This is a genomic window from Pedococcus sp. P2_D9 (assembly GCF_056404275.1).
Genome location: NZ_JBFUEI010000003.1, coordinates 494,247 through 514,208, shown reverse-complemented (window position 1 = coordinate 514,208; position 19,962 = coordinate 494,247). Strand labels below are relative to the sequence as shown.

18 protein-coding genes are annotated in these 19,962 nt (G+C 70.9%); all 18 read right to left on the bottom strand.

All coding sequences use genetic code 11. The features are described from left to right. Positions 1–35 precede the first annotated feature (35 nt). The 18 genes from AC1DXJ_RS07445 to AC1DXJ_RS07360 all read right to left on the bottom strand — a co-directional run bounded on the left by AC1DXJ_RS07445 (position 36) and on the right by AC1DXJ_RS07360 (position 19,940). Positions 36–779 carry an aspartate/glutamate racemase family protein gene (locus tag AC1DXJ_RS07445; RefSeq protein ID WP_477636717.1) on the bottom strand — a complete coding sequence of 248 codons (744 nt, stop codon included), beginning with the start codon at positions 777–779 and terminating at the stop codon, positions 36–38. Continuing rightward, positions 767–2,317 (bottom strand): NCS1 family nucleobase:cation symporter-1, encoded by a 1,551-nt coding sequence (locus tag AC1DXJ_RS07440; protein WP_477614589.1) that lies wholly within the window; start codon positions 2,315–2,317, stop codon positions 767–769. Before AC1DXJ_RS07440 ends, AC1DXJ_RS07445 begins: the two co-directional genes overlap by 13 nt. Before the next feature lie 155 nt (positions 2,318–2,472). Then, the gene (locus AC1DXJ_RS07435; RefSeq protein ID WP_477636716.1) at positions 2,473–3,159 is read right to left on the bottom strand and encodes a GntR family transcriptional regulator; all 687 of its coding nucleotides are present in this window, start codon (positions 3,157–3,159) and stop codon (positions 2,473–2,475) included. A gap of 63 nt (positions 3,160–3,222) precedes the next feature. Further along, positions 3,223–4,071 carry a bifunctional allantoicase/(S)-ureidoglycine aminohydrolase gene (locus AC1DXJ_RS07430; RefSeq protein ID WP_477636715.1) on the bottom strand — a complete coding sequence of 283 codons (849 nt, stop codon included), beginning with the start codon at positions 4,069–4,071 and terminating at the stop codon, positions 3,223–3,225. Continuing rightward, complete coding sequence (allB, locus tag AC1DXJ_RS07425; protein WP_477636714.1) at positions 4,068–5,444, bottom strand: allantoinase AllB; 1,377 nt, start codon at positions 5,442–5,444, stop codon at positions 4,068–4,070. Before allB ends, AC1DXJ_RS07430 begins: the two co-directional genes overlap by 4 nt. Before the next feature lie 16 nt (positions 5,445–5,460). Then, positions 5,461–6,330 carry a fumarylacetoacetate hydrolase family protein gene (locus tag AC1DXJ_RS07420; RefSeq protein ID WP_477636713.1) on the bottom strand — a complete coding sequence of 290 codons (870 nt, stop codon included), beginning with the start codon at positions 6,328–6,330 and terminating at the stop codon, positions 5,461–5,463. Continuing rightward, positions 6,327–7,454 (bottom strand): glycerate kinase, encoded by a 1,128-nt coding sequence (locus tag AC1DXJ_RS07415; protein ID WP_477636712.1) that lies wholly within the window; start codon positions 7,452–7,454, stop codon positions 6,327–6,329. The genes AC1DXJ_RS07420 and AC1DXJ_RS07415 overlap by 4 nt, the downstream gene beginning before the upstream one ends. 8 nt (positions 7,455–7,462) lie before the next feature. After that, positions 7,463–9,241: a glyoxylate carboligase gene (gene gcl, locus AC1DXJ_RS07410; RefSeq protein ID WP_477636711.1), complete on the bottom strand. Its 1,779-nt coding sequence runs from the start codon at positions 9,239–9,241 to the stop codon at positions 7,463–7,465. 60 nt (positions 9,242–9,301) lie between these two features. Further along, a complete protein-coding gene (locus AC1DXJ_RS07405) occupies positions 9,302–10,216 on the bottom strand; it encodes a 2-hydroxy-3-oxopropionate reductase (protein WP_477636736.1) in 915 nt (304 codons plus the stop codon). Next, on the bottom strand, positions 10,216–11,025 hold the full coding sequence (locus AC1DXJ_RS07400) for a hydroxypyruvate isomerase family protein (RefSeq protein WP_477636735.1): 810 nt from the start codon (positions 11,023–11,025) through the stop codon (positions 10,216–10,218). The genes AC1DXJ_RS07405 and AC1DXJ_RS07400 overlap by 1 nt, the downstream gene beginning before the upstream one ends. Positions 11,026–11,140: 115 nt before the next feature. Further along, positions 11,141–12,538 carry an 8-oxoguanine deaminase gene (locus AC1DXJ_RS07395; protein ID WP_477636710.1) on the bottom strand — a complete coding sequence of 466 codons (1,398 nt, stop codon included), beginning with the start codon at positions 12,536–12,538 and terminating at the stop codon, positions 11,141–11,143. Between the two features lie 2 nt (positions 12,539–12,540). After that, on the bottom strand, positions 12,541–12,882 hold the full coding sequence (uraH, locus tag AC1DXJ_RS07390; RefSeq protein WP_477614581.1) for a hydroxyisourate hydrolase: 342 nt from the start codon (positions 12,880–12,882) through the stop codon (positions 12,541–12,543). Continuing rightward, on the bottom strand, positions 12,882–13,376 hold the full coding sequence (gene uraD, locus AC1DXJ_RS07385) for a 2-oxo-4-hydroxy-4-carboxy-5-ureidoimidazoline decarboxylase (RefSeq protein WP_477636709.1): 495 nt from the start codon (positions 13,374–13,376) through the stop codon (positions 12,882–12,884). The genes uraH and uraD (AC1DXJ_RS07385) overlap by 1 nt, the downstream gene beginning before the upstream one ends. Then, positions 13,373–15,304 (bottom strand): 2-oxo-4-hydroxy-4-carboxy-5-ureidoimidazoline decarboxylase, encoded by a 1,932-nt coding sequence (uraD, locus tag AC1DXJ_RS07380; protein WP_477636708.1) that lies wholly within the window; start codon positions 15,302–15,304, stop codon positions 13,373–13,375. Before uraD (AC1DXJ_RS07380) ends, uraD (AC1DXJ_RS07385) begins: the two co-directional genes overlap by 4 nt. Positions 15,305–15,444: 140 nt before the next feature. After that, positions 15,445–16,353 carry a factor-independent urate hydroxylase gene (gene pucL, locus AC1DXJ_RS07375; protein WP_477636707.1) on the bottom strand — a complete coding sequence of 303 codons (909 nt, stop codon included), beginning with the start codon at positions 16,351–16,353 and terminating at the stop codon, positions 15,445–15,447. Between the two features lie 232 nt (positions 16,354–16,585). Further along, positions 16,586–17,134 carry a helix-turn-helix domain-containing protein gene (locus tag AC1DXJ_RS07370; RefSeq protein WP_477636706.1) on the bottom strand — a complete coding sequence of 183 codons (549 nt, stop codon included), beginning with the start codon at positions 17,132–17,134 and terminating at the stop codon, positions 16,586–16,588. A 65-nt stretch (positions 17,135–17,199) separates the two neighbouring features. Beyond that, positions 17,200–18,456 (bottom strand): DUF6986 family protein, encoded by a 1,257-nt coding sequence (locus AC1DXJ_RS07365; protein ID WP_477636705.1) that lies wholly within the window; start codon positions 18,454–18,456, stop codon positions 17,200–17,202. Next, complete coding sequence (locus AC1DXJ_RS07360; protein ID WP_477614575.1) at positions 18,453–19,940, bottom strand: NAD-dependent malic enzyme; 1,488 nt, start codon at positions 19,938–19,940, stop codon at positions 18,453–18,455. Before AC1DXJ_RS07360 ends, AC1DXJ_RS07365 begins: the two co-directional genes overlap by 4 nt. Between the last annotated feature and the right edge of the window lie 22 nt (positions 19,941–19,962).

Genomic DNA, 19,962 nt, shown 5'->3' with positions numbered 1-19,962 from the left:
CGCCTTCGGGGGGAGGCGCCGCGGGAAGGCACAACTCAGGCGCGGCCGAACCCCTGCAGCACTCCGGCGTAGGCCTTCGGCGGCGGCGGCGCGAGCTCGCCGTGCGTGGAAGGTCGCAACCCGAGCCGCACGACGCTCTCGGCGAGCAGGGTTCCGGCTGCGACACCGTCGACGACCGGCACCCCCAGCTGTTCGGTGAGCAGCTCGGGCAGGCCCGCCATCCCGGCGCACCCGAGCACGATCGCGTCCGAGCCGTCAGCCGCCAGGGCGTTCTTCGCGAAGGCGAGGATCACGGCATACGTCCGGTCGCGGTCCTCTTCCAGCTCGAGCACCGGGATGTCGCACGCGTGCACGCCCGCGCACTGACGCTCCAGGCCATAGGTGCGGGTGAGGTCCCACGCGCGCCCCACCGTGCGGCTCATCGTGGTGACGACCGAGAAGCTCCGCCCCAGAAGGGAAGCCGTCTTCATCGCCGCCTCGGCGATGCCGATCACCGGCCTGGACGCCGCCTCCCGAGCGGCGTCCAGACCGGGGTCTCCGAAGCAGGCCAGGACGAACGCGTCCGCCTGCTGGTCCTCCCGGATGATCTCGAGCAGCCCCGGCACCGCGAGCGCCTCGTCGTAGTGGCTCTCGATCGACGCCGGTCCCATCGACGGAGTGCGGGCCGTGATGATCGTGTCGGGGCCGGCCACCCGCCGCGCCTCCGCCTCGATCAGCGCGGTCATCGACGCCGTCGTGTTCGGGTTGACGAGGGTCAGGTGGACGGTCACTTCACGCACGTCTTCGCGTCGAGGGGGCTGTCGCTGACACCCATCCGCGGAGCGAGGAGCGCGTATGCCGCGAAGCCCAGACCGCAGCCGATGAACCAGGAGTAGTCGTCGAACCGGTTGATGCCGGGGATGAACACGGCCGACAGGGCGCCGGCGGCAGCGATCGCGGTCGCCCAGATCGCGGGCGGGTTGTAGCCACGCTTGTAGTGGTAGGCGCCGGACTCGTCGAGGGTGAACAGGTCGTCGACGCAGACCCGCTGCTTGTGCACGACGTAGTAGTGGGCGATGAGGACCCCGAACAACGGGCCGATGAAAGCGCCCAGGGTGTCGAGCGTGTAGTGGATCGTCTCGGGGCTGTTGTAGAGGTTCCACGGCGTGAGCAGGACCGAACCGACCGCGGCGATCATGCCGCCCATCCGCCAGCTGATCTTCTGCGGGCTGACGTTGGAGAAGTCGAAGGCCGGAGAGACGAAGTTGGCGACGATGTTGATGCCGATCGTGGCCGTGGTGAAGGTCAGCGCCGCGAGGACGAGGGCGAAGGTGTTGTCGATGTGGCCGACGGTCGACACCGGGTCGGTGATCAGCTCGCCGTAGACCGGCAGGGTGGCCGCGGCGGTGAGGACGGTCAGCAGCGAGAAGAAGACGAAGTTGACCGGCAGGCCCCAGAAGTTGCCCTTCTTCACGGCCTGGAAGGTGCGGCCGTAGCGCGAGAAGTCACCGAAGTTGAGCATCGGTCCGGAGAAGTAGGACACGACCAGGGCCGTCGCCGCCAGCATCGTCGTGACGACCTTGCCGCCGGAGAGCTCGTGGTCGGACAGGTTGAGGTTGACGCTCCAGCCGGCCTTGGACAGCAGGTAGACGCACAGCGCGATCATCACGACGTAGACGGCTGGTCCGGCGAAGTCGATGAACTTGCGGATCGTGTTCATGCCGGTCCAGAAGACCGCCGCCTGCGCAACCCAGAGCAGGGCGAAGGTCGCGTAGCCGAGGGTCGAGAGGCCGAGGAACCCGTGCTGGCTCACGTCGGCGTACGGCTCGAGCCCCGGCCACATGCGGACCAGCAGGATGTCGAGCGACGCCGAGGCGAGGTAGGTCTGGATGCCGTACCAGGCCACCGCGATCAGCCCACGGATGATGGCGGGGATGTTGGCGCCGAGCACCCCGAACACGGACCGGCAGATCACCGGGTACGGGACGCCGGTGCGCTGGCTGGGCTTGGCGACCAGGTTGCAGAAGAAGAGCACGATCGTGATGCCGACGATGAGGCACACGAACACCTGCCAGCTCGTCAGGCCGAGGGCGAACAGGCTGCCGGCCGTGATGTAGCCGCCGACGCTGTGCACGTCGGACATCCAGAACGCGAAGATGTTGTACCAGGACCAGGTCTGCTCCTTGAGCGGCGCGAGGTCCTCGTTGGTCAGGCGCTCGTCGTACGACGGCTTGATCAGACCGGCGCCGGCGCCGTGGTCGTGCTCCCCGTGGTGGGTCGCGAACCCGGCCGCAGCGGCCGCTTCCTCGGTCTCGAAGGGCTTTTCCGTGGTGCTCATCCGGACTCCTTTGTCCACCGCGTGATCGCGGATGCTTGCGGAGAACGCTAGGAGCGGATCCGTTGGGACAGAAGGCTTTGAACCGTATATCTGGGTATATCCAGGCGCCCCCGGGCGGGTTCGACCGGCGCCGGATCGGGGCGAGAAGAGGCTGGTCAGCCGCCGATGCGGGCGATGCATGCCGTGAGCCGGTCGTGGTGGGCCACGGCGACGGCCTTGAGGGTCTCGGCGTCGCGGGCGACGAAGGCGTCGAGCATCCGCTGGTGGTCCTCGCGCATGCCTGCCCGGTCCTGCTCGGTCGTGCGCATCATGGTCTGGACGGGCTCGGTGAGGTTCCAGGCGATGTCGAGCATGTGCAGCAGCCGGGGCATCCGGCACGGGGCCAGGAGCGCCTCGTGGAACTCGCGGCTGGCGCGTTGGAACGCCCCGGCATCGTCGGCGGCGACGGCCCGGTCGAGGGCGTCGTGGATCGCCGTGGCGCGCGCGTGGTCAGCCGGTGCGGACTGGCGCACCGCCGCCTCGAGGGCAGCCGCCTCGAGGGCACCGCGCACCACGTAGAGCTCGTCGAGCTCGGCCTGCGAGAGGGCCGTGACCGTGTAACCGAGCCTGGGCTGGTGCTCCAGCAGGCCCTCACCGAGCAAGGTCTTGAGGGCCTCGCGTACAGGGATCAGGCTCACGCCGAAGAAGGCCGCCACGTCGTCGAGCGGGATCGGGCTGCCGGGGGGCACCGCGCCGGAGGCGATCACGCGGCGCAGCTCGGAGAGCACCTGGGGTCCCGAGACGTAGGCGTCCTCCCGGGTGAGCAGGCTGACGATGCCCGACTGTCGCCGTGGCTGCGTCATGCTCCACCTCCACCCGTCACCGGACCATCATGCCCACCATGGCCCTGGCCGCCAGATCGTGAGCTACCCGAACTGGCGGCTGAGGACTGCGTGCCGGTTGACGTCCTTGTAGAGCAGGTAGCGGAACCGACCGGGGCCCCCGGCGTAACAGGCCTGCGGGCAGAAGGCGCGCAGCCACATGAAGTCGCCCTCCTGCACCTCGACCCAGTCGTTGTTGAGCAGGTAGACGGCCTTGCCCTCGAGGACGTAGAGGCCGTGCTCCATCACGTGGGTCTCCGGGAACGGGATCGCCCCGCCCGGCTCGAAGTTGACGATGTTGACGTGCATGTCGTGCCGCACGTCGGTCGGGTCGACGAACCGCTGGGTGGTCCACACCCCGTTGGTGCCGGGCATCTCCCCTCCCTCGACGTCCGCCTCGTTGGTCACGAACGCCTCGGGCGGCTCGATCCCGTCGACGACCTGGTAGGCCTTGCGGATCCAGTGGAAGGTCGCCACGACGTCGCCGCGGTTGTGCAGCGTCCACTCCTGACCCGGCGGGATGAAGGCGTAGCCGCCGGGCGCCAGCTCGTGGGACTGGTCCCCGAGGGTCAGCGTCAGCCCGCCCGCCACGACGAAGAGCACCCCCTCGGCACCCGGGTCGAGCTCGGGCTTGTCGGAGCCACCGCCCGGCGAGACCTCGACGATGTACTGCGAGAACGTCTCCGCGAAGCCGGACAACGGCCGGGCGATGACCCAGAGCCGGGTGGCGTCCCAGAACGGCAGGTTGCTCGTGACGATGTCGGTCATCGTCCCGCGCGGCAGGACGGCGTACGCCTCGGTGAACACCGCTCGGTCGGTGGTGAGCTGGGTCTGCGGCGGCAGACCTCCGGCGGGGGCGTAGTAGGAAGTGGTCGCGTGGCGGGGCGTGGTCATCGCTGTCCTCTCGTCAGGAGCCGACCGCGGGGGTCGGCCTCGATGTCGACCGGTATGCCGTGCAGCCAGGTCTGGCGCACGGCCCCGGTGAGCGTGCGGCCGGCATACGCCGACACGGGGTTCTTGTGCCGCAGGGAGGCGACGTCGACGGTGAACGACTCGTCGGGGGCGAAGACTACGAGGTCGGCCGGCGCGCCGACCGCGATCCGCCCGCGGTCGGTGAGCCCGACCTGGTCAGCAGGCCCCTCCCCCATCCAGCGCACCACGTCGGCGAGCGAGTGCCCGCGTTGCCGGGCCTCGGTCCACACGGCGGGCAGGCCGAGCTGGAGACCGGCGATGCCGCCCCAGGCCTCGCCGAAGTCGCCTGAGTCGAACCGCTTGAGGTCCTCGGTGCAGGGCGAGTGGTCGGACACGACCGTGCGGATGACGCCGTCCTCCAGGCCGGCCCAGAGCCGGTCGCGGTTGTCGTGCTCGCGGATCGGCGGGCAGCACTTGAACTGCGTTGCGCCGTCGGGGATCTCCTCCGCGTCGAGGGTGAGGTAGTGGGGGCAGGTCTCCACCGAGAGCCGCAGCCCCTCGGCCTGGGCCTTGGCGATCAACGGGATCGCGTCGGCGTCGGAGAGGTGCAGGATGTGCGCCCGCCCGCCGGTCTCGCGGGTCGCGTCGATGACCTGCGCGATGGCCCGCTCCTCGGCCTCCTTGGGACGCGAACCCAGGAACCCGGCATACCCCTGGCCGTGCGGCTGCGGTGCGGACTCGATGGTCTGCTCGTCCTCGGCGTGCACGATGACGAGCCCGTCGAAGGTGGCCGTCTCCGCGAGCGCCTCGCGCAGCTCGGACGCCGACAGGTGGGGGAACTCGTCCACGCCGGAGTGCAGCAGGAAGCACTTGAAGCCGAAGACGCCGGCCTCGTGGAGCGGTCGCAGGTCGGGCAGGTTGCCGGGCACGGCACCGCCCCAGAAGCCCACGTCGACGTAGGCCTGGTCGCGGGCGACCGCCCGCTTCTCCTCGAGGGCGGCCACGGTGACGGTGGGCGGGATGGAGTTGAGGGGCATGTCGATGATCGTCGTGACACCACCGGCAGCGGCGGCGCGGGTGGCGCTGGCGAACCCCTCCCAGTCGGTGCGGCCCGGCTCGTTCACGTGGACGTGGGCGTCGACGAGGCCGGGCAGCAGCACCTCGTCGTCGGCCAGCTCGACCACGCGGGCGCCGGGCACCTCGGTGTCGTAGGGGTCGACCGCGACGATCCGCCCGCCCGCGAGCGAGACCGCCACCGCGACCTCGGCCCCGCCGACCACGGCACGCCTCGCTCGAACGACCACCTCTGCCGTCACGCCCGACCCCTTCCCGGAGCTCTGCACCGCGCCTGCCATGACCGTAATCCCTGCCTCAGCTCGCCGCTGCCGGTGTGGCAGAACGAACTGCGTCCACGACGCGGCTGCGATGGCGACCGAGGACCCCGCCGTCCGCGCACACGACATCGCCGTGGCGCAGGTAGGGCCGCGGCTCCGGCTGGCCCATCGCGACGCCGGCCGGGGTGCCGGTGACGACGAGGTCGCCGGGCTCGAGGGTCATGAGACCGCTGACGTAGCAGAGCAGCTCGGCGACGGAGAACAGCATGTCGCCGGTCGAGCCGTCCTGCCTGAGGGTGTCGTTCACCGAGAGGCGCAGCCTGACGGCGGCAGGGTCGCCGAGCTCGTCGGGGGTGACCAGCCACGGGCCGAGCGGGCAGAAGGTGTCAGCCGACTTGCCCTTGGTCCAGGTGCCGCCGCGCTCGAGCTGGAGCGCCCGGTCGGAGACGTCGTGGGCCAGCACGTAGCCGGCGACCGCCCGCAGCGCGCGGGACCGGTCGCGCTCGTCCTTGAGCGGCGCCCCGAGGACGACCCCGAGCTCCACCTCGTAGTCCGTCGTGACCGACTGCGGGAGCATCCTGATGTCGTCGGTGGGTCCGCACACCGAGGTCGGCGCCTTGAGGAAGACGACCGCCTCGGTGGGCAGCGGCACCCGCGCCTCGGCGGCATGGTCACGGTAGTTGAGCCCGATGCCGACCACCTTGCCCGGCCGCGCGATCGGCGAGCCGAACCGCACCTCCTCGTCTCGCGGAAGCCGTTGCAGCGCAGCGGTGTCGACCGCAGCCAGGTTGCCCAGGAAGGCCGCGTCGATGTCAGTCGTCAGTGTCCTCAGGTCGAGCAGGCCACCGTCGTCGGCGACGACCACGGGACGCTCGGCTCCGGGGGGACCGACCCTCGCGAACCTCATCGCCCACCTCCGAGGTGCTCGCGCGCGATGCGCGCGCCGATCCGCTCGAGCAGCGGCCCCGGTGCGTTCAGCGCCTCCTGCCGCGTGCCTTCGTCGACCAGCGCGTATGCCGCGTGCAGGCCTGCCGCTCCCAGCTCGGCAGGCGTCAGCGTGACCTGACCGGCCACCGCCACGGCCGGCACCCCCTTGTCGCGGGCCAGCGCGGCGACGGCGGCCGGAGCCTTGCCGTGCAAGGTCTGGGCGTCGAGCGAGCCCTCGCCGGTCACGACCAGGTCGACCCCGGCAAGGGCGTCAGGCAGCCCGGTCAGCTCGAACACGAGCTCGGCTCCTGGTCGTGTCGTCGCGCCGAGGACGGCGAGAAGCCCGAAGCCGACCCCGCCCGCAGCTCCTGCTCCCGGTTCGTCCCGTCGGTCGGTGCCGGTGGCGCGGGCGACGAGGTCGGCCCAGCGCGTCAGCGCGGAGTCGAGCAGCTCGACGTCCTCGGGGCCTGCGCCCTTCTGCGGGCCGTAGACCGCCGCAGCCCCACGGCTGCCGGTGAGGGGGTTGTCGACGTCGCAGGCCACGACCAGCTCCGCCCCGGCGAGCTCGGGATGGAGCCCAGTCAGGTCCAGGCGGGCCGCGTCGAGCAGCCCGGCGCCACCCGGGCGCACCTCGGCGCCGGTGGCGGTGCGGATGGTGGCGCCGAGCGCCTGGAGCAGGCCCGCCCCGCCATCGGTGCAGGCGCTCCCGCCAACGGCGACGACGACGCGACGCGCTCCCGCGTCCAGGGCAGCGGCGATCAGCTCGCCGGTGCCCCTGCTGGAGGCCGACAGGGGGGCTGCTCGCCCGCCGGGCAGCTGGGCCAGGCCCGACACCTCCGCCAGCTCGACCACCGCCTCGGTGCCGCGTACCCCGTAGGCCGACTCTCCCGGCATACCCGTCGGGCCAGTGGCCCGCACCGGCACCCGGGTGAAGCCGGCAGCCACGGCCGCGGCGAGGGTCCCGTCGCCCCCGTCGGCGACGGGGACGACGACCACCTCGACGTCGGGCAGGACCGAGCGCAGGCCGTCCGACAGGTGCCCCGCGACCTCGGCGGCCGTCAGGGTGCCCTTGAACTTGTCGGGAGCCAGCAGGACGCGGGGCATCGGCTGACCTAGTCCAGGTTGGCGAAGAGCGCGGTCGGGGCGTCGGCGCCGCCCGCTGCCAGCTCCTCGAACTCGGTCACGCTGTCGATGGACAGTCCCATCGAGACGTTGGTGACGCGCTCGAGGATGACCTCGACGACGACCGGGACGCGGTACTCCTGCGCCATGGCCTTGGCCTTCTCCAGTGCGGGCGCGATCTCCTCGGGGTCGAAGACGCGGATCGCCTTGCAGCCCAGTCCTTCGACGACCTTGACGTGGTCGACGCCGTAGCTGCCGACCTCGGGGCTGTTGATGTTGTCGAACGACAGCTGGACGCAGTAGTCCATGTCGAACCCGCGCTGGCTCTGCCGGATCAGGCCGAGGTAGGCGTTGTTCACCAGGACGTGGATGTAGGGGATGTTGAACTGCGCCCCGACCGCCAGCTCCTCGATCATGAACTGGAAGTCGTAGTCGCCGGAGAGGGCGACGACGGTCTCGTCGGGGACTGCCGTGGCGACGCCGAGCGCGGCCGGGACGGTCCAGCCCAGCGGCCCCGCCTGTCCGGCGTTGATCCAGTGCCGGTCCTTGTAGACGTGCAGCAGCTGGGCAGCCTGGATCTGGGACAGACCGATGGTCGAGACGTAGCGGACGTCCTTGCCGAAGGCACGGTTCATCTCCTGGTAGACGCGTTGGGGCTTGACCGGGGTGACGTCGAAGTTGGTCTTGCGCCACATGGTCGCCTTGCGGTCGCGGCAGGACTGCGCCCACTCACTGCGGTCGGCGAGGCGACCGGCGTCGCGACGCTCGCGGGCCACCTCGACGAACAGCTCCAGAGCAACCTTGGCGTCGGAGACGATCCCGTAGTCAGGGGCGAAGACGCGGCCGATCTGGGTCGGCTCGATGTCGACGTGCACGAACGTGCGGCCCTTGGTGTAGGTCTCGAGGTCACCGGTGTGGCGGTTGGCCCACCGGTTGCCGATGCCCAGGACGAAGTCGGACTCGAGCATGGTGGCGTTGCCGTAGCGGTGGCTGGTCTGCAGTCCGACCATGCCGGCGTTGAGCTCGTGGTCGTCGGGGATCGTGCCCCAGCCCATCAGGGTCGGGATGACCGGGACGCCGGTCAGCTCGGCGAGCTCGACCAGCAGGTCGGCGGCGTCGGCGTTGATGATGCCGCCGCCGGCGACGATCAGGGGGCGCTCGCTCGCGGCCAGCAGGTCCAGGGCCTTCGCGACCTGCGGGCGGGTGGCTGCCGGCTTGTAGGTCGGCAGCGGCGCGTAGGTCTCGACGTCGAACTCGATCTCGGCCATCTGGACGTCGATCGGCAGGTCGATGAGGACCGGGCCGGGACGTCCCGAGCGCATCAGGTGGAAGGCCTGCTGGAAGGTGCCCGGGACCTGCGCCGGCTCGAGGACGGTGACCGCCATCTTGGTCAGCGGCCCCGCGATCGAGGCGATGTCGACGGCCTGGAAGTCCTCCTTGTGCAGCTTGGCGACCGGCGCCTGCCCGGTGATGCACAGGATCGGGATCGAGTCGGCGCTGGCCGAGTAGAGGCCGGTGATCATGTCGGTGCCGGCCGGCCCGCTGGTGCCGACGCACACACCGATGTTGCCGGCCCTGGCGCGGGTGTAGCCCTCGGCCATGTGCGAGGCGCCCTCGACGTGGCGGGCCAGCGTGTGGTGCAGGCCGCCGTTGGTCTTCATCGCCTTGTAGAAGGGGTTGATCGCCGCTCCGGGCAGGCCGAAGACGTTGGTGACGCCTTCCTTCTTGAGGATCTCGACGGCCGCTTGGGCCGCAGTCATGCGTGCCATGGTGGTGCTCCTGGTTCAGGGTGGTTCGGTATGCCGGGTGGCCGGGTCTGTGGGGTCGGTTCAGCTCGAGAGCTGGCCGGAGAGGCGCTGGACGCCGCGCAGGAGGGCCGAGTGGTCGAGCCCGCCGTCGCCGTTCGCGCGGGCCGAGGCCATCAGCTGCGCGACGAGCCCGCCGAGGGGTACGACCACCCCGGCCTCGCGGGCGGCGGTGGTCACGATCCCGAGGTCCTTGTGGTGGAGGTCGATCCGGAACCCCGGCTCGAAGGACTTGTTGGTCATGTTCTCGCGCTTCTGGTCCAGCACCTTGGAGCCGGCCAGCCCACCGCCGAGCACGTCGAGCGCAGGACCGAGGTCGACGCCGTAGGCCTCGAGGAAGACCACGGCCTCGGCCAGGGCCTGGATGTTGGCGGCCACGATGAGCTGGTTGGCGGCCTTGACCGTCTGCCCAGCACCGTTGCCGCCCACGTGGACGATGGTCTTGCCGACCGCGTCGAAGAGCGGCTTGGCCTCCGCGAAGTCCGCTGCGGCACCGCCGACCATGATCGACAGGGCGGCGTTCCTGGCGCCCGCCTCGCCACCGGAGACCGGGGCGTCGAGCAGGCGGAACCCCTTGTCCTGCGCGGCCTTGGCGAGCTCGACCGTCACGTCGGGGCGGATGCTGGAGAAGTCGATGACCAGCGTGCCCTCCTTGGCGTTGGCGAAGACACCGTCCTCGCCCAGCAGCACGTCCTGCACGTCGGGGCTGTCGGGGACCATCACCGCGACCACCTGGGCGTCACGCACCGCCTCCGCGACCGAAGCCGCCGCGGTGCCGCCCGCGTCGACCAGGGGCTTGGTCTTGTCGGGGTGCAGGTTGTAGCCGACGACGTCGTGCCCGGCGTCCTGGAGGTGGACGGCCATGGGGCTGCCCATGATGCCGAGTCCGATGAAGGCGATGGTGGTCATGTCGTGCTCCTTGGGTCTGTTCGTGGTGATCAGGCGCCGCGGCGTTCGCGCGGCAGCCAGCCGAAGCTCTCGGGGGTGGTCGCGGTGGTGGGCTTGTACTCCAGCCCCACCCACCCGGCATACCCACGCTGGGCGAGGGCGCCGAGGTGGCGCTGGAGGTCGAGGGCACCGGAGCCGGGCTCACCGCGCCCGGGGGCGTCGGCGATCTGCACGTGGGCAGTGCGGTCGGTGTAGGCCTCGATGGCGGCCTCGAGGTCGTCGCCGTTGGCGGCCAGGTGGTAGAGGTCGAGGAGGAAGCCGACGTTGCTCGTCCCGGTGGCGCGCACGTCGTCGACGACCGCCACGGCGTCGGCCGCGGTGCGCAGCGGGTAGGGCTTGGGGCCGCTGACCGACTCGACGAGGACGGTCGCCCCGATCCGGTCGGCGGCCTTGGCGGCGAAGGCGACCGACTCACGCCCGAGCTCGTCCTGCTCCTGCGTCGAGACGCCTTCGACGCGGTTCCCGAAGAGGGCGTTGAACGCCGAGACGCCGAGCCGCTCTCCGATGCCGACCGTCACGTCGACGTTGTCGCGGAACTGCTGCACGCGGTCGGGGATCGAGAGCACCCCGCAGTCGGGCCCGGCCAGGTCACCGGCAAAGAAGTTGAGACCCACCAGCTGAACCCCGGCGTCCTGGACGGCGCCCACGAAGGCGTCGACCTCACGGTCGGCGGGCACCGGTTGGTCCGGCCAGGGCCACCAGAACTCCACGGCGTCGAACCCTGCCGCCTTCGCGGCGGCCGGCCGCTCGAGCAGCGGCAGCTCGGTGAACAGGATCGAGCAGTTCACCTCGTAGCGCAGTCCGTGGTCCGACATGGCATTCTCTCCTTGTTTCCGCATTGTGGAATCGTTTTTCCGATCAATGAAAGGGTAGGCGTCAACCTGCGACATCGTCAAGACCGCTGGGGCCGTCGTCTCAGCCGGTGGCCGAGATATATCCGGCGGCGTCGCGGTGCCGCGCGAGCAACCGCTCCCCTGCCGAGACCGCCTGTGCCGCAAGCGATTCCTCGTCAGCGGTCACCAGCCTGTCGCCCGACACCACCCGGCTGCCTCCAACCAGGAGCAGCTCCAGCGGCGGCCGTGAACCGAGCACGAGCCCGGCCACCGGGTCGACCACGCCGGCATGGCCCAGCCCGTCGAGTCGCCACAGCGCGATGTCGGCCAGCTTTCCGACCTCCAGCGACCCGATCTGGTCGTCCCAGCCGAGCACCCGGGCCCCGCCGATCGTGGCCAGCTCGAGCGCGTCCCGCACCCCGAGCGCCTCCGGACCGCCTCGGGCCCGGGCGAAGAGCAGCGCATGGCGTGCCTCCTCGACGAGGGAGGACGCCTCGTTCGACGCCGCACCGTCCACCCCGAGCCCCACCGGCACCCCTGCGTCGCGCAGGTCGCGCGTGCGGGCGATGCCGGCACCGAGGCGGGCGTTGGACGAGGGACAGTGGGCAACACCGGTGCCGGTGGCCGCCAGTGTGCGTATCGCGCCGTCGTCGAAGTGGATGCCGTGCGCGAGCCACACGTCGTCGCCGAGCCAGCCGAGGGACTCCAGGTAGGCCAGCGGGCTCAGCCCGAACCGCTCGGCGCAGTAGCGCTCCTCGTCGGTCGTCTCCGCCAGGTGGGTGTGCAGCCGCACCCCGCGGTCACGAGCCAGGGCCGCGGACTCGCGCAAGAGGTCGGCGGTCACCGAGAAGGGCGAGCACGGGGCCACGCCGATCCGCAACATCGAGTCTGGTGACGGGTCGTGGTGCGCGTCGACGGCGGCCCCCGTCGCGGCGAGGATGGTGTCGAGGTCCTCGACCACGTGGTCGGGGGGCAGTCCGCCCTGACTCTGGCCGAGATCCATCGAGCCGCGAGTCGCGAGGAATCGCAGGCCGATCCGTCGCGCCGCGTCCACCTCGGCACCCAGGACGTCGCCTCCGTGGCGGGGGAAGACGTAGTGGTGGTCCATCGACGTCGTGCACCCGGTGCGGGCCAACCAGCCGAGCCCGGCTGCTGCGGCAGCACCGACCACGTCCTCGTCGATGCCACCCCACACGGGATAGAGCTCGGTCAGCCAGCCGAACAGCGTGGCGTCGACCGCCAGGCCCCGGGTGGCCCACTGGTAGAGGTGGTGGTGGGTGTTGACCAGGCCCGGCGTCAGCAGACAGCCGGTGGCGTCGACCACCTCGGCCGCACTCCCGTCGTCCACGTAGCGACCCGGTGCGACGGCGACGATCCGCGAACCCTCGACAACCACGTGGCCGACGGCGTGCTCGGTCCTGGCCGGGTCCATCGTCACCACCGTGCAACCGTCCAGGACCAGCCGCGCGACGGTCGCCACGGTCACGACCCGCGGTAGGTGGAGTAGCCGAACGGGTTGAGCAGGACCGGCACGTGGTAGTGCTGGTCGGCGTCGGCGATGGTGAAGACCACCACCACCTCGGGGTAGAACGCCTCGACGCCACGCCCTGCGAAGTAGCCACCCGAGGCGAACCGCAGGCGGTAGTCGCCCGCCTCCAGCCGCTCCGGACCGATGCTGCCGACCCGCCCGTCGCCATCGGTGATGCCGTCACCGATCGCCTGTCCCCCGGAGCCAGTCGTATCAACGGTTTCCAGCACCACCGTGATGCCGGCCGCGGGCTTGCCGAGGCTGGTGTCGAGGACGTGCGTGCTGAGGGTTCCCATCAGGAGGCCACCTGTCGGAGTCGGAGCAGCGCGATCTCGCGCAGCTGGGTCACGGTCTCTTCGCGCTCGGCGGCGTCGTCGTTGCCGAGCCGGCGGTCGAGCTCTGCGAGGATCTCGGGCGCGGAGCGGCCTGCCGCCCGGATGAGGAACACCCGGTCGAAGCGCGCCTCGTATGCCGCGTTGCCCTCGGCGAGCGCGCGCGCCACCTCGGCGTCGGCCGGGTCCACCCCGGACTGCTCGCGTGCACTGGCGGCCGCGTTGTGGTGCGGCCCCTCGGCCCGTTCACCGATCCTCGGGTGGCCGGCCAGCGCCGCCTCCAGCTCCTCGTCGTCGAGGTGCTGGGCGGCTGCGCCGGCGGTCGCCTCGAGGTCCTGCCACGCGGCATACGGTCGGCCGTCGCGGACGGCGGCGACCCAGCGAGGCACCGGGAGGCACGCAGTCAGCTGCCCCTCCAGGGCCGACGCCGGCAGCGCGTTGAGGTCCTCGAGGGTCATCGACCCTCCACGAACCGGGTGCGGGCGGAGTGGATCGGGTTGGCGTCGGCCACAAGGTCATCAAACCGGTAGCCGGCGATCTTGGCGATCTCCACCAGCGCCGAGGCGTGTTCCTGCGCCTGGGAGTTGTTCAACCGCTCCCAGCCGGTGCGCACCACCTGGTCGAAGGAGTCGCGGTCGCGGACACACGTGACGAGGGGGAAGCCGAACCGGTCCCGGTACTGCGAGGTGAGCTCGGCCAGCTCGCCGTGACCCTTCTCGTCGAGCCGGGTGAGCCCGAGCGAGGACTGGTCGCGCAGCGAGTCCGGCCCCTCGTCGCCCTCGGCCACGCTGTCGGCGCCGAGGTCGGGGTAGGAGTCGATCAGCTGACGCTGCTCGTCCTCGTTGGCCGAGAACAGCGCCTCCTGGAACGCGCGACGCAGGTCACTGGTGTCGCCGAACGGCCGCGAGTCGAAGGCGCGCTCGACCACCCAGCGCGGACCCTGGAACAGGCTGCCGAAGGTGTCGGCGAAGTCCTCGCGGGACATCTGGTTGACCTCGTTCAGGCGCACCAATGACCCAGGCGCGCCGGCCACGGCCGGACCACGGCTCGACCCGACGTGATGGAACAGGAAGTTGAGCACGATGGCGGTGATCGAGCCGAGGGTGATGCCCGAGCCGAGGATGATCTGGGCCCAGTCCGGGACGGCCTTGGCCACGTCGGGCTGTGCGGTGACGTACATCGCGAGGCCGACCGCGGTGGCGACGATGACGACGTTGCGGTGGTCGTGGAAGTCGACCCGCGACAGGGTTTGGAAGCCCACGACGGCGACGGTGGCGAACATCGCCAGCGCGGCACCACCGAGCACCGGGTGCGGGATGCCCGCGACGATGGCGCCGGCCTTCGGGATGAGGCCGATGACGACCATGATCAGCCCTGCCGTGGCGACGACGTAGCGGCTCTTGACCCGGGTCAACCGCACCAGGCCGACGTTCTCGGCGAAGCAGGTGTAGGGGAAGGAGTTGAAGACACCACCGATCGTGGTGGCCAGACCGTCGGCGCGCAGGGCACGGGCGATGTCCTCCTTGCCGACGCGCTTCTCGACGATCTCGCCGGTGGCGAACACGTCACCGGTGGTCTCGACGGCGGTGATGAGCATGACGACGATCATCGAGATGATCGCGGCCACGGAGAACCTGGGCCAGCCGAAGTGGAACGGCGTGGTGACCCCGATCCAGCCCGAGTCCGAGACCGAGTCGAAGTGCGCATCACCGAGGATCCAGGCGATGAGCGTGCCGACGACCAGTCCGATGAGGACTGCCACGGTGGCCATGAATCCCTTGAAGATCCGCTGGATCGCGACGATCAGCCCGAGCGTGCCGAGCGCGTACGCGAGGTTGCGCCCGCTGGTGGGGTCGAGGGTGGGGCCCGCGCCACCAGCGGCGTCCGCAGCCGCGACCGGCAGCAGCGCGAGGCCGATGATCGTGATGACCGAACCGGTGACCACCGGGGGGAAGTAGCGGATCAGCTGGCTGAAGTAGGGCGCGACGAGGAAGGTGAACAGGCCCGCCACGATCACCGCCCCGTAGATCACGAGGAGGCCGTCGGTACCGCCGCCCGCGGCCATCCCGATGGCGATCATCGGCGAGACGGCGGTGAACGTGACCCCTTGCAGGAGAGGCAGTTTCACGCCGACCTTCCAGAACCCGACCGACTGGATGATCGAGGCGATGCCGCACGTGAAGAGGTCGGCGTTGATGAGGTGGATGAGCTCCTGGGTCGACAGCCCGATGGCGCTGGCCAGGAGGATCGGCACGATCACCGCACCGGCGTAGAACGCCAGCACGTGCTGGAAGCCGTAGATCGCGAGCTTCGGGATGGGCAGGACCTCGTCGACCGGGTGGCGGGAGGCGCGCTGGGACTGGGGTGTTGCGGTGGCTGCGCTCATGACAGGCCTTTCTGTCTGGAGCTATGTCGGGAGGCTCCGGGAGGAGGAGAGGGAAATCAGATGCGTGCGGGAGCGGGCGCGGGCGTCGTGGGGTGCACGGGCGCCGGCCCCGAGGAGTGGCGACGAGGAGCGGAGGGGCGTCAGCAGAAGCCGGGCACGGTGAGCCAGGCGTCGCCCGCGTCCGAGCCGCTCTCGCGCTGGACCGTGGCCTCGATCAGCCCGTACGGGCGGTCTGCGGCGATGAACACCTCACCCGGGTTGTCCAACCCGAACGGGGCGAGGTCGACCAGGAAGTGGTGCTTGTTGGGGGCTGAGAACTTGATCTCCGCGACCTCGGGGTGAGCGGCCAGGACGGCCGACCCCATCGCGTAGAGGCTCTCCTGCAGTGCGCGGCTGTAGGTCGTCGCGAACGTCTCGAGGAGGAGCGACCGCACGTCGTCGAACGACTTGTTCCAGTCCACGCCCTCGGTGGACTCGTAGCGCCAGCGCGCCACGAGCGAGGTCGCGAGGATCCGGTCGTCGGTCTCCTTGAGGGTCGTGTACTCGTCCTTGAGGTAGCCCTTGAACTCCGAGCCGGTCGACTTGAGGACCACGAGGTCCTTGACGCCGGAGACGACCCAGGCGCGCGGCTCGTCGCCACCGCGGTCGCGGGTGACGACGGTGGTGCGTACCTCGCCGCCCCGCTTCACGAACGCGTGGTCGTGGCCGGTGCCGCCGACCTCGATGCGGTCCCAGGCGTACTCCTCGACCTCGATGCGACTGGCGGTCGCGGCGGGCGTGACGTCGAGGAAGCGCTGGCCGAGGGTGAGGGCGTAGTCCTCCGGTGAGGTGACGCCGTGCTCCTTGGCGAACGCGAAGGCGGTGTTCTTCTGCGTGTCGGTGGGCAGGACGCTGGCCTGGTCACCGGTCGTGTGCGCCTCGGTGAAGTCGCCGCGGAGGGCGGTCGACACGTTGAGGTCGCGGATCTCGTGGCGGGCGGTGTCGCGATAGACGCGGACGACGCGGTTCTCCGCCTTGCCGTACTGGTTGGGTCCGAGGACGAAGCTCATGGTGCTCCTTGCGGTGCCCGTCGACCCTGGCGGGGTCGGCGTGGGTGGCGCGGGGATGGCTTCCCGAGCGATTCGGAGGTCTTCCGAATGGTGGAAACCTGTTTACGGATGATGGAAGGATAGGTGCGCCAATGTGACCCAGTCAACAATCTGTTGAAAGTTTCTCAGGTGCAGACCTGCGGGGGACGCGGCGAGGACTCGACGGGGTCCCAGGACGACGGGGTATGCCGCGTCAGCCGGCGGGCTCGGCCGCCGCGTCCCGGATCCGGTTGAGGTAGTTGTAGACGGTGAAGCGGGTCAGGCCCAGGGCCTCCGCGACCGTCTCCGCACTGCGGCGCATCTCGAACGCGCCGCGCTCCTCCAGCAGGCGCACGGCATGCTGCTTCTCGGCGCGCGGCAGGGTAGCGAGGGAGCCCCCGAGCTCGCGCTCGACGTCGGCGATGAGCCGCGACAAGCCGTCGGTGAAGTCGGTGGCCCCAGCACCGGCCCCGGCCCCGGCGCCGGCCCCGGCACCGGCCGCGGGGGCGGCGGCGGTCACCGCGTCGACGTCACCGAGGGTGAGGGTGACCCGGGTCGCGCCGTGGGACAACGCCTCCTTGAGCGCGGCGCCCACCGCGTCGACGACCACCTCGGCCTCGCCCTCGACCGACGTGCCGAGCGGTCCCAGGTCGGGTGACAACCCGGCATACCGGAGCGCGTCGGCGGACGCGGTCACGTGGGCGGGCAGCTGGCCGTCCTCACCGTGGAACGGCTCGGTCGTGAACTCCACCCGCACGCGCATGCGGCCAACCTACCGGCGGACGGCAGACAGGTCAGGTGGTCGGGCCCGTCAAGCGCCCTGACGCGTCAGGCGGTGGTGCGGCGGGCCAGGCGGTCGATGGCGGGGCGGTCCAGGCCGGTCAGGCGATGGACCTCCTGCTCGTCGGTCGCCCCGCAGTCGAGCGCACGGACCACGAAGTCGGACAGCGCTCGGGCTGTCGCGGGTTCATCCATGACGCCCGAATCCACCTGTCCCACATAGTTCTTCAGCCGTTGGCCGGCGGCCGAGAGCCCCTCGCGATAGAACGCGTAGGTGGCGAGGTAGCGACTCGGGAACTGTGCGGGGTGCAGGTCCCAGCCCTGGTAGTAGCCCCGCTCGAGCGAGCGTCGCACCAGCCGCCCGTGCAGCCGCCAGGCAGCCAGCACGTCGTCGTGACTGCCCACGGGGAGCACGTTGGTGGAGCCGTCGGACAGGTGCACGCCCGTGCCCGCCGCAGCGACCTGCATGACCGCCTTGGCGTGGTCGGCGGCCGGGTGCTCCATCGACTGGTAGGCGGCGGCGATGCCACACGAGGCGGAGTAGTCGTAGGTGCCGTAGTGCAGCGACGTGCACCGGCCGGCGGAGGCATGGACCATCCGGGCGACGAGCGCCGTGCCGTCAGGTCCGCAGATCGCCTGCGGCGTCTCGACCTGGATCTCGAAGCGGATCGACCCCGGCGAAAGCCCGACACCCTGCTCGACCCTCTCGCAGGCCACCACCATCGCCTCGACCTGGTCGACTGACGTCACCTTCGGGAACGTCACCACGAAGCCGTCTGGCAGGCGACCGTCCCGGGCCACCGCAGCGACGAAGCGGGCGAAGGTGCGCAGCCCGCGTGCGCGCGTCGGCGCCTCGAAGCTCTTGAACCGGATGCCGCTGAAGGCAGTCGCCCCACCGGCGTCCACGGCACGGAGGAGCGCCGCAGCCGCCGCGTCGACGGCGGCATCCTCCTCGTCGTCGGACCGCGTGCCGTAGCCGTCCTCGAAGTCGATGCGCAGGTCCTCGATGGCCTCGCGCGCGAGCTTGGTGCGCACACGCGCGTACAGCTCGGCTGCCAGCTCCGACGGAAGCCCGAAGGCCTCGGCCGCCCCCTCGGCGCCGCCGCCGTGCTCGTCCAGCGCGGCGACCGCCTCGGCCTGCCACCGCGACACCAGGTCGGCGTCGTAGCGGTCGGCCGGCACGTAGACCGTGTGCACCGGCTGGCGCACCGGCCGCTCGCCGGGGAACCGTGCGGCCAGCTCGGCATCCGCGTCACGCAGGTGCTCGTCGAGGGCGGCGCCGAGGGCGCCCAGGTCCACGGTCATCGGGCCGGGGCCTGGCTTGTCGGGATGGCGGGGGTGGCGGCGGGCGGCGCGGTCGCCTCCCGCGTGGCGCTGCCGGTATGCCGCGTGGCCGGGTCGGCGTGCCGTCCCCCGGCCGCCTGCCGCACGGCAGCTGCCACCGAGGGCGCGACGTCGGCGTCGAAGACGCTGGGCACGATGTAGCTCGCGTTGAGCTCGTCGGGGTGGACGCAGTCGGCGATGGCCGCGGCGGCGGCGATCATCATCTCGTCGGTGATGTCGCGCGCGCCGGCGTCGAGCAGACCGCGGAAGAAGCCGGGAAAGGCCAGCACGTTGTTGATCTGGTTGGCGTAGTCGGAGCGTCCGGTGGCGACGACGGCCGCGTGGTGGCTCGCCGCGACCGGGTCGACCTCGGGGTCGGGGTTGGCCATCGCGAAGACGATGGCACGGTCCGCCATGGTGGCGATGTCGTCGCCGTCCAGCAGGTTCGGTGCCGAGACGCCGATGAAGACGTCGGCCCCGCGCAGCACCTCCTTGAGCGTGCCGGTCGTGCGGGAAGGGTTGGTGTTGCGGGCGATCCAGCCACGGAACTCGTCCGCGTGGTCGGCCTCCGGGTCCAGCGCACCGCGGCGGTCGCACCCGATGATGTCGGTCGCGCCCTGGGCGTCGAGGAGCCGGACGATGGCGTGGCCGGCCGCACCCACCCCCGAGACCACGATCCGCACGTCCTCCAGCGTCTTGCCCACCACGCGCAGGGCGTTGCGCAGGGCGGCGAGGGTGACGATTGCGGTGCCGTGCTGGTCGTCGTGGAAGACGGGGATGTCGAGCTCGTCACGCAGGCGCGCCTCGATCTCGAAGCACCGCGGCGCGCTGATGTCCTCGAGGTTCACTCCGCCGTAGACCGGGGCGATCGCCTTGACGATCATGATGATCTCCTCGGTGTCCTGGGTGTCGAGGCAGACCGGCCACGCGTCGACTCCGGCGAACTGCTTGAAGAGCGCAGCCTTGCCCTCCATGACGGGCAGCGCCGCGGCCGGGCCGATGTTGCCGAGGCCGAGGACGGCGGACCCGTCCGTCACGACCGCGACGGTGTTGCGCTTGATGGTGAGGCGGCGCGCGTCCTCGGGGTTCTCCGCGATCGCGAGGCAGACGCGGGCCACCCCCGGGGTGTAGGCGCGGGACAGGTCGTCGCGGTGCTTCAGCGGCACCTTGGGCACGACCTCGAGCTTGCCGCCGAGGTGGAGCAGGAAGGTGCGGTCGCTGACCTTGCGGACCGTGACCCCCGGGACCGCCGCGATCGCCGCGGTGATCCGGTCGGCATGGTCGGCGTCGGAGGCGTTGCAGGTCACGTCCACGACCAGCTTGTCACCGTGGGACTCCACGACGTCGAGGGCCGTGAGCGCACCGCCCGCCGACGCCACGGCGGCAGCGACGGCACCCGTGGTGTCGATCGCGGCAGGCGCCTCGGCGCGAACGGTGATGGAATATCCCGGGCTCGGTGCAGACATCGCTCGACCTCAATCTTCCACG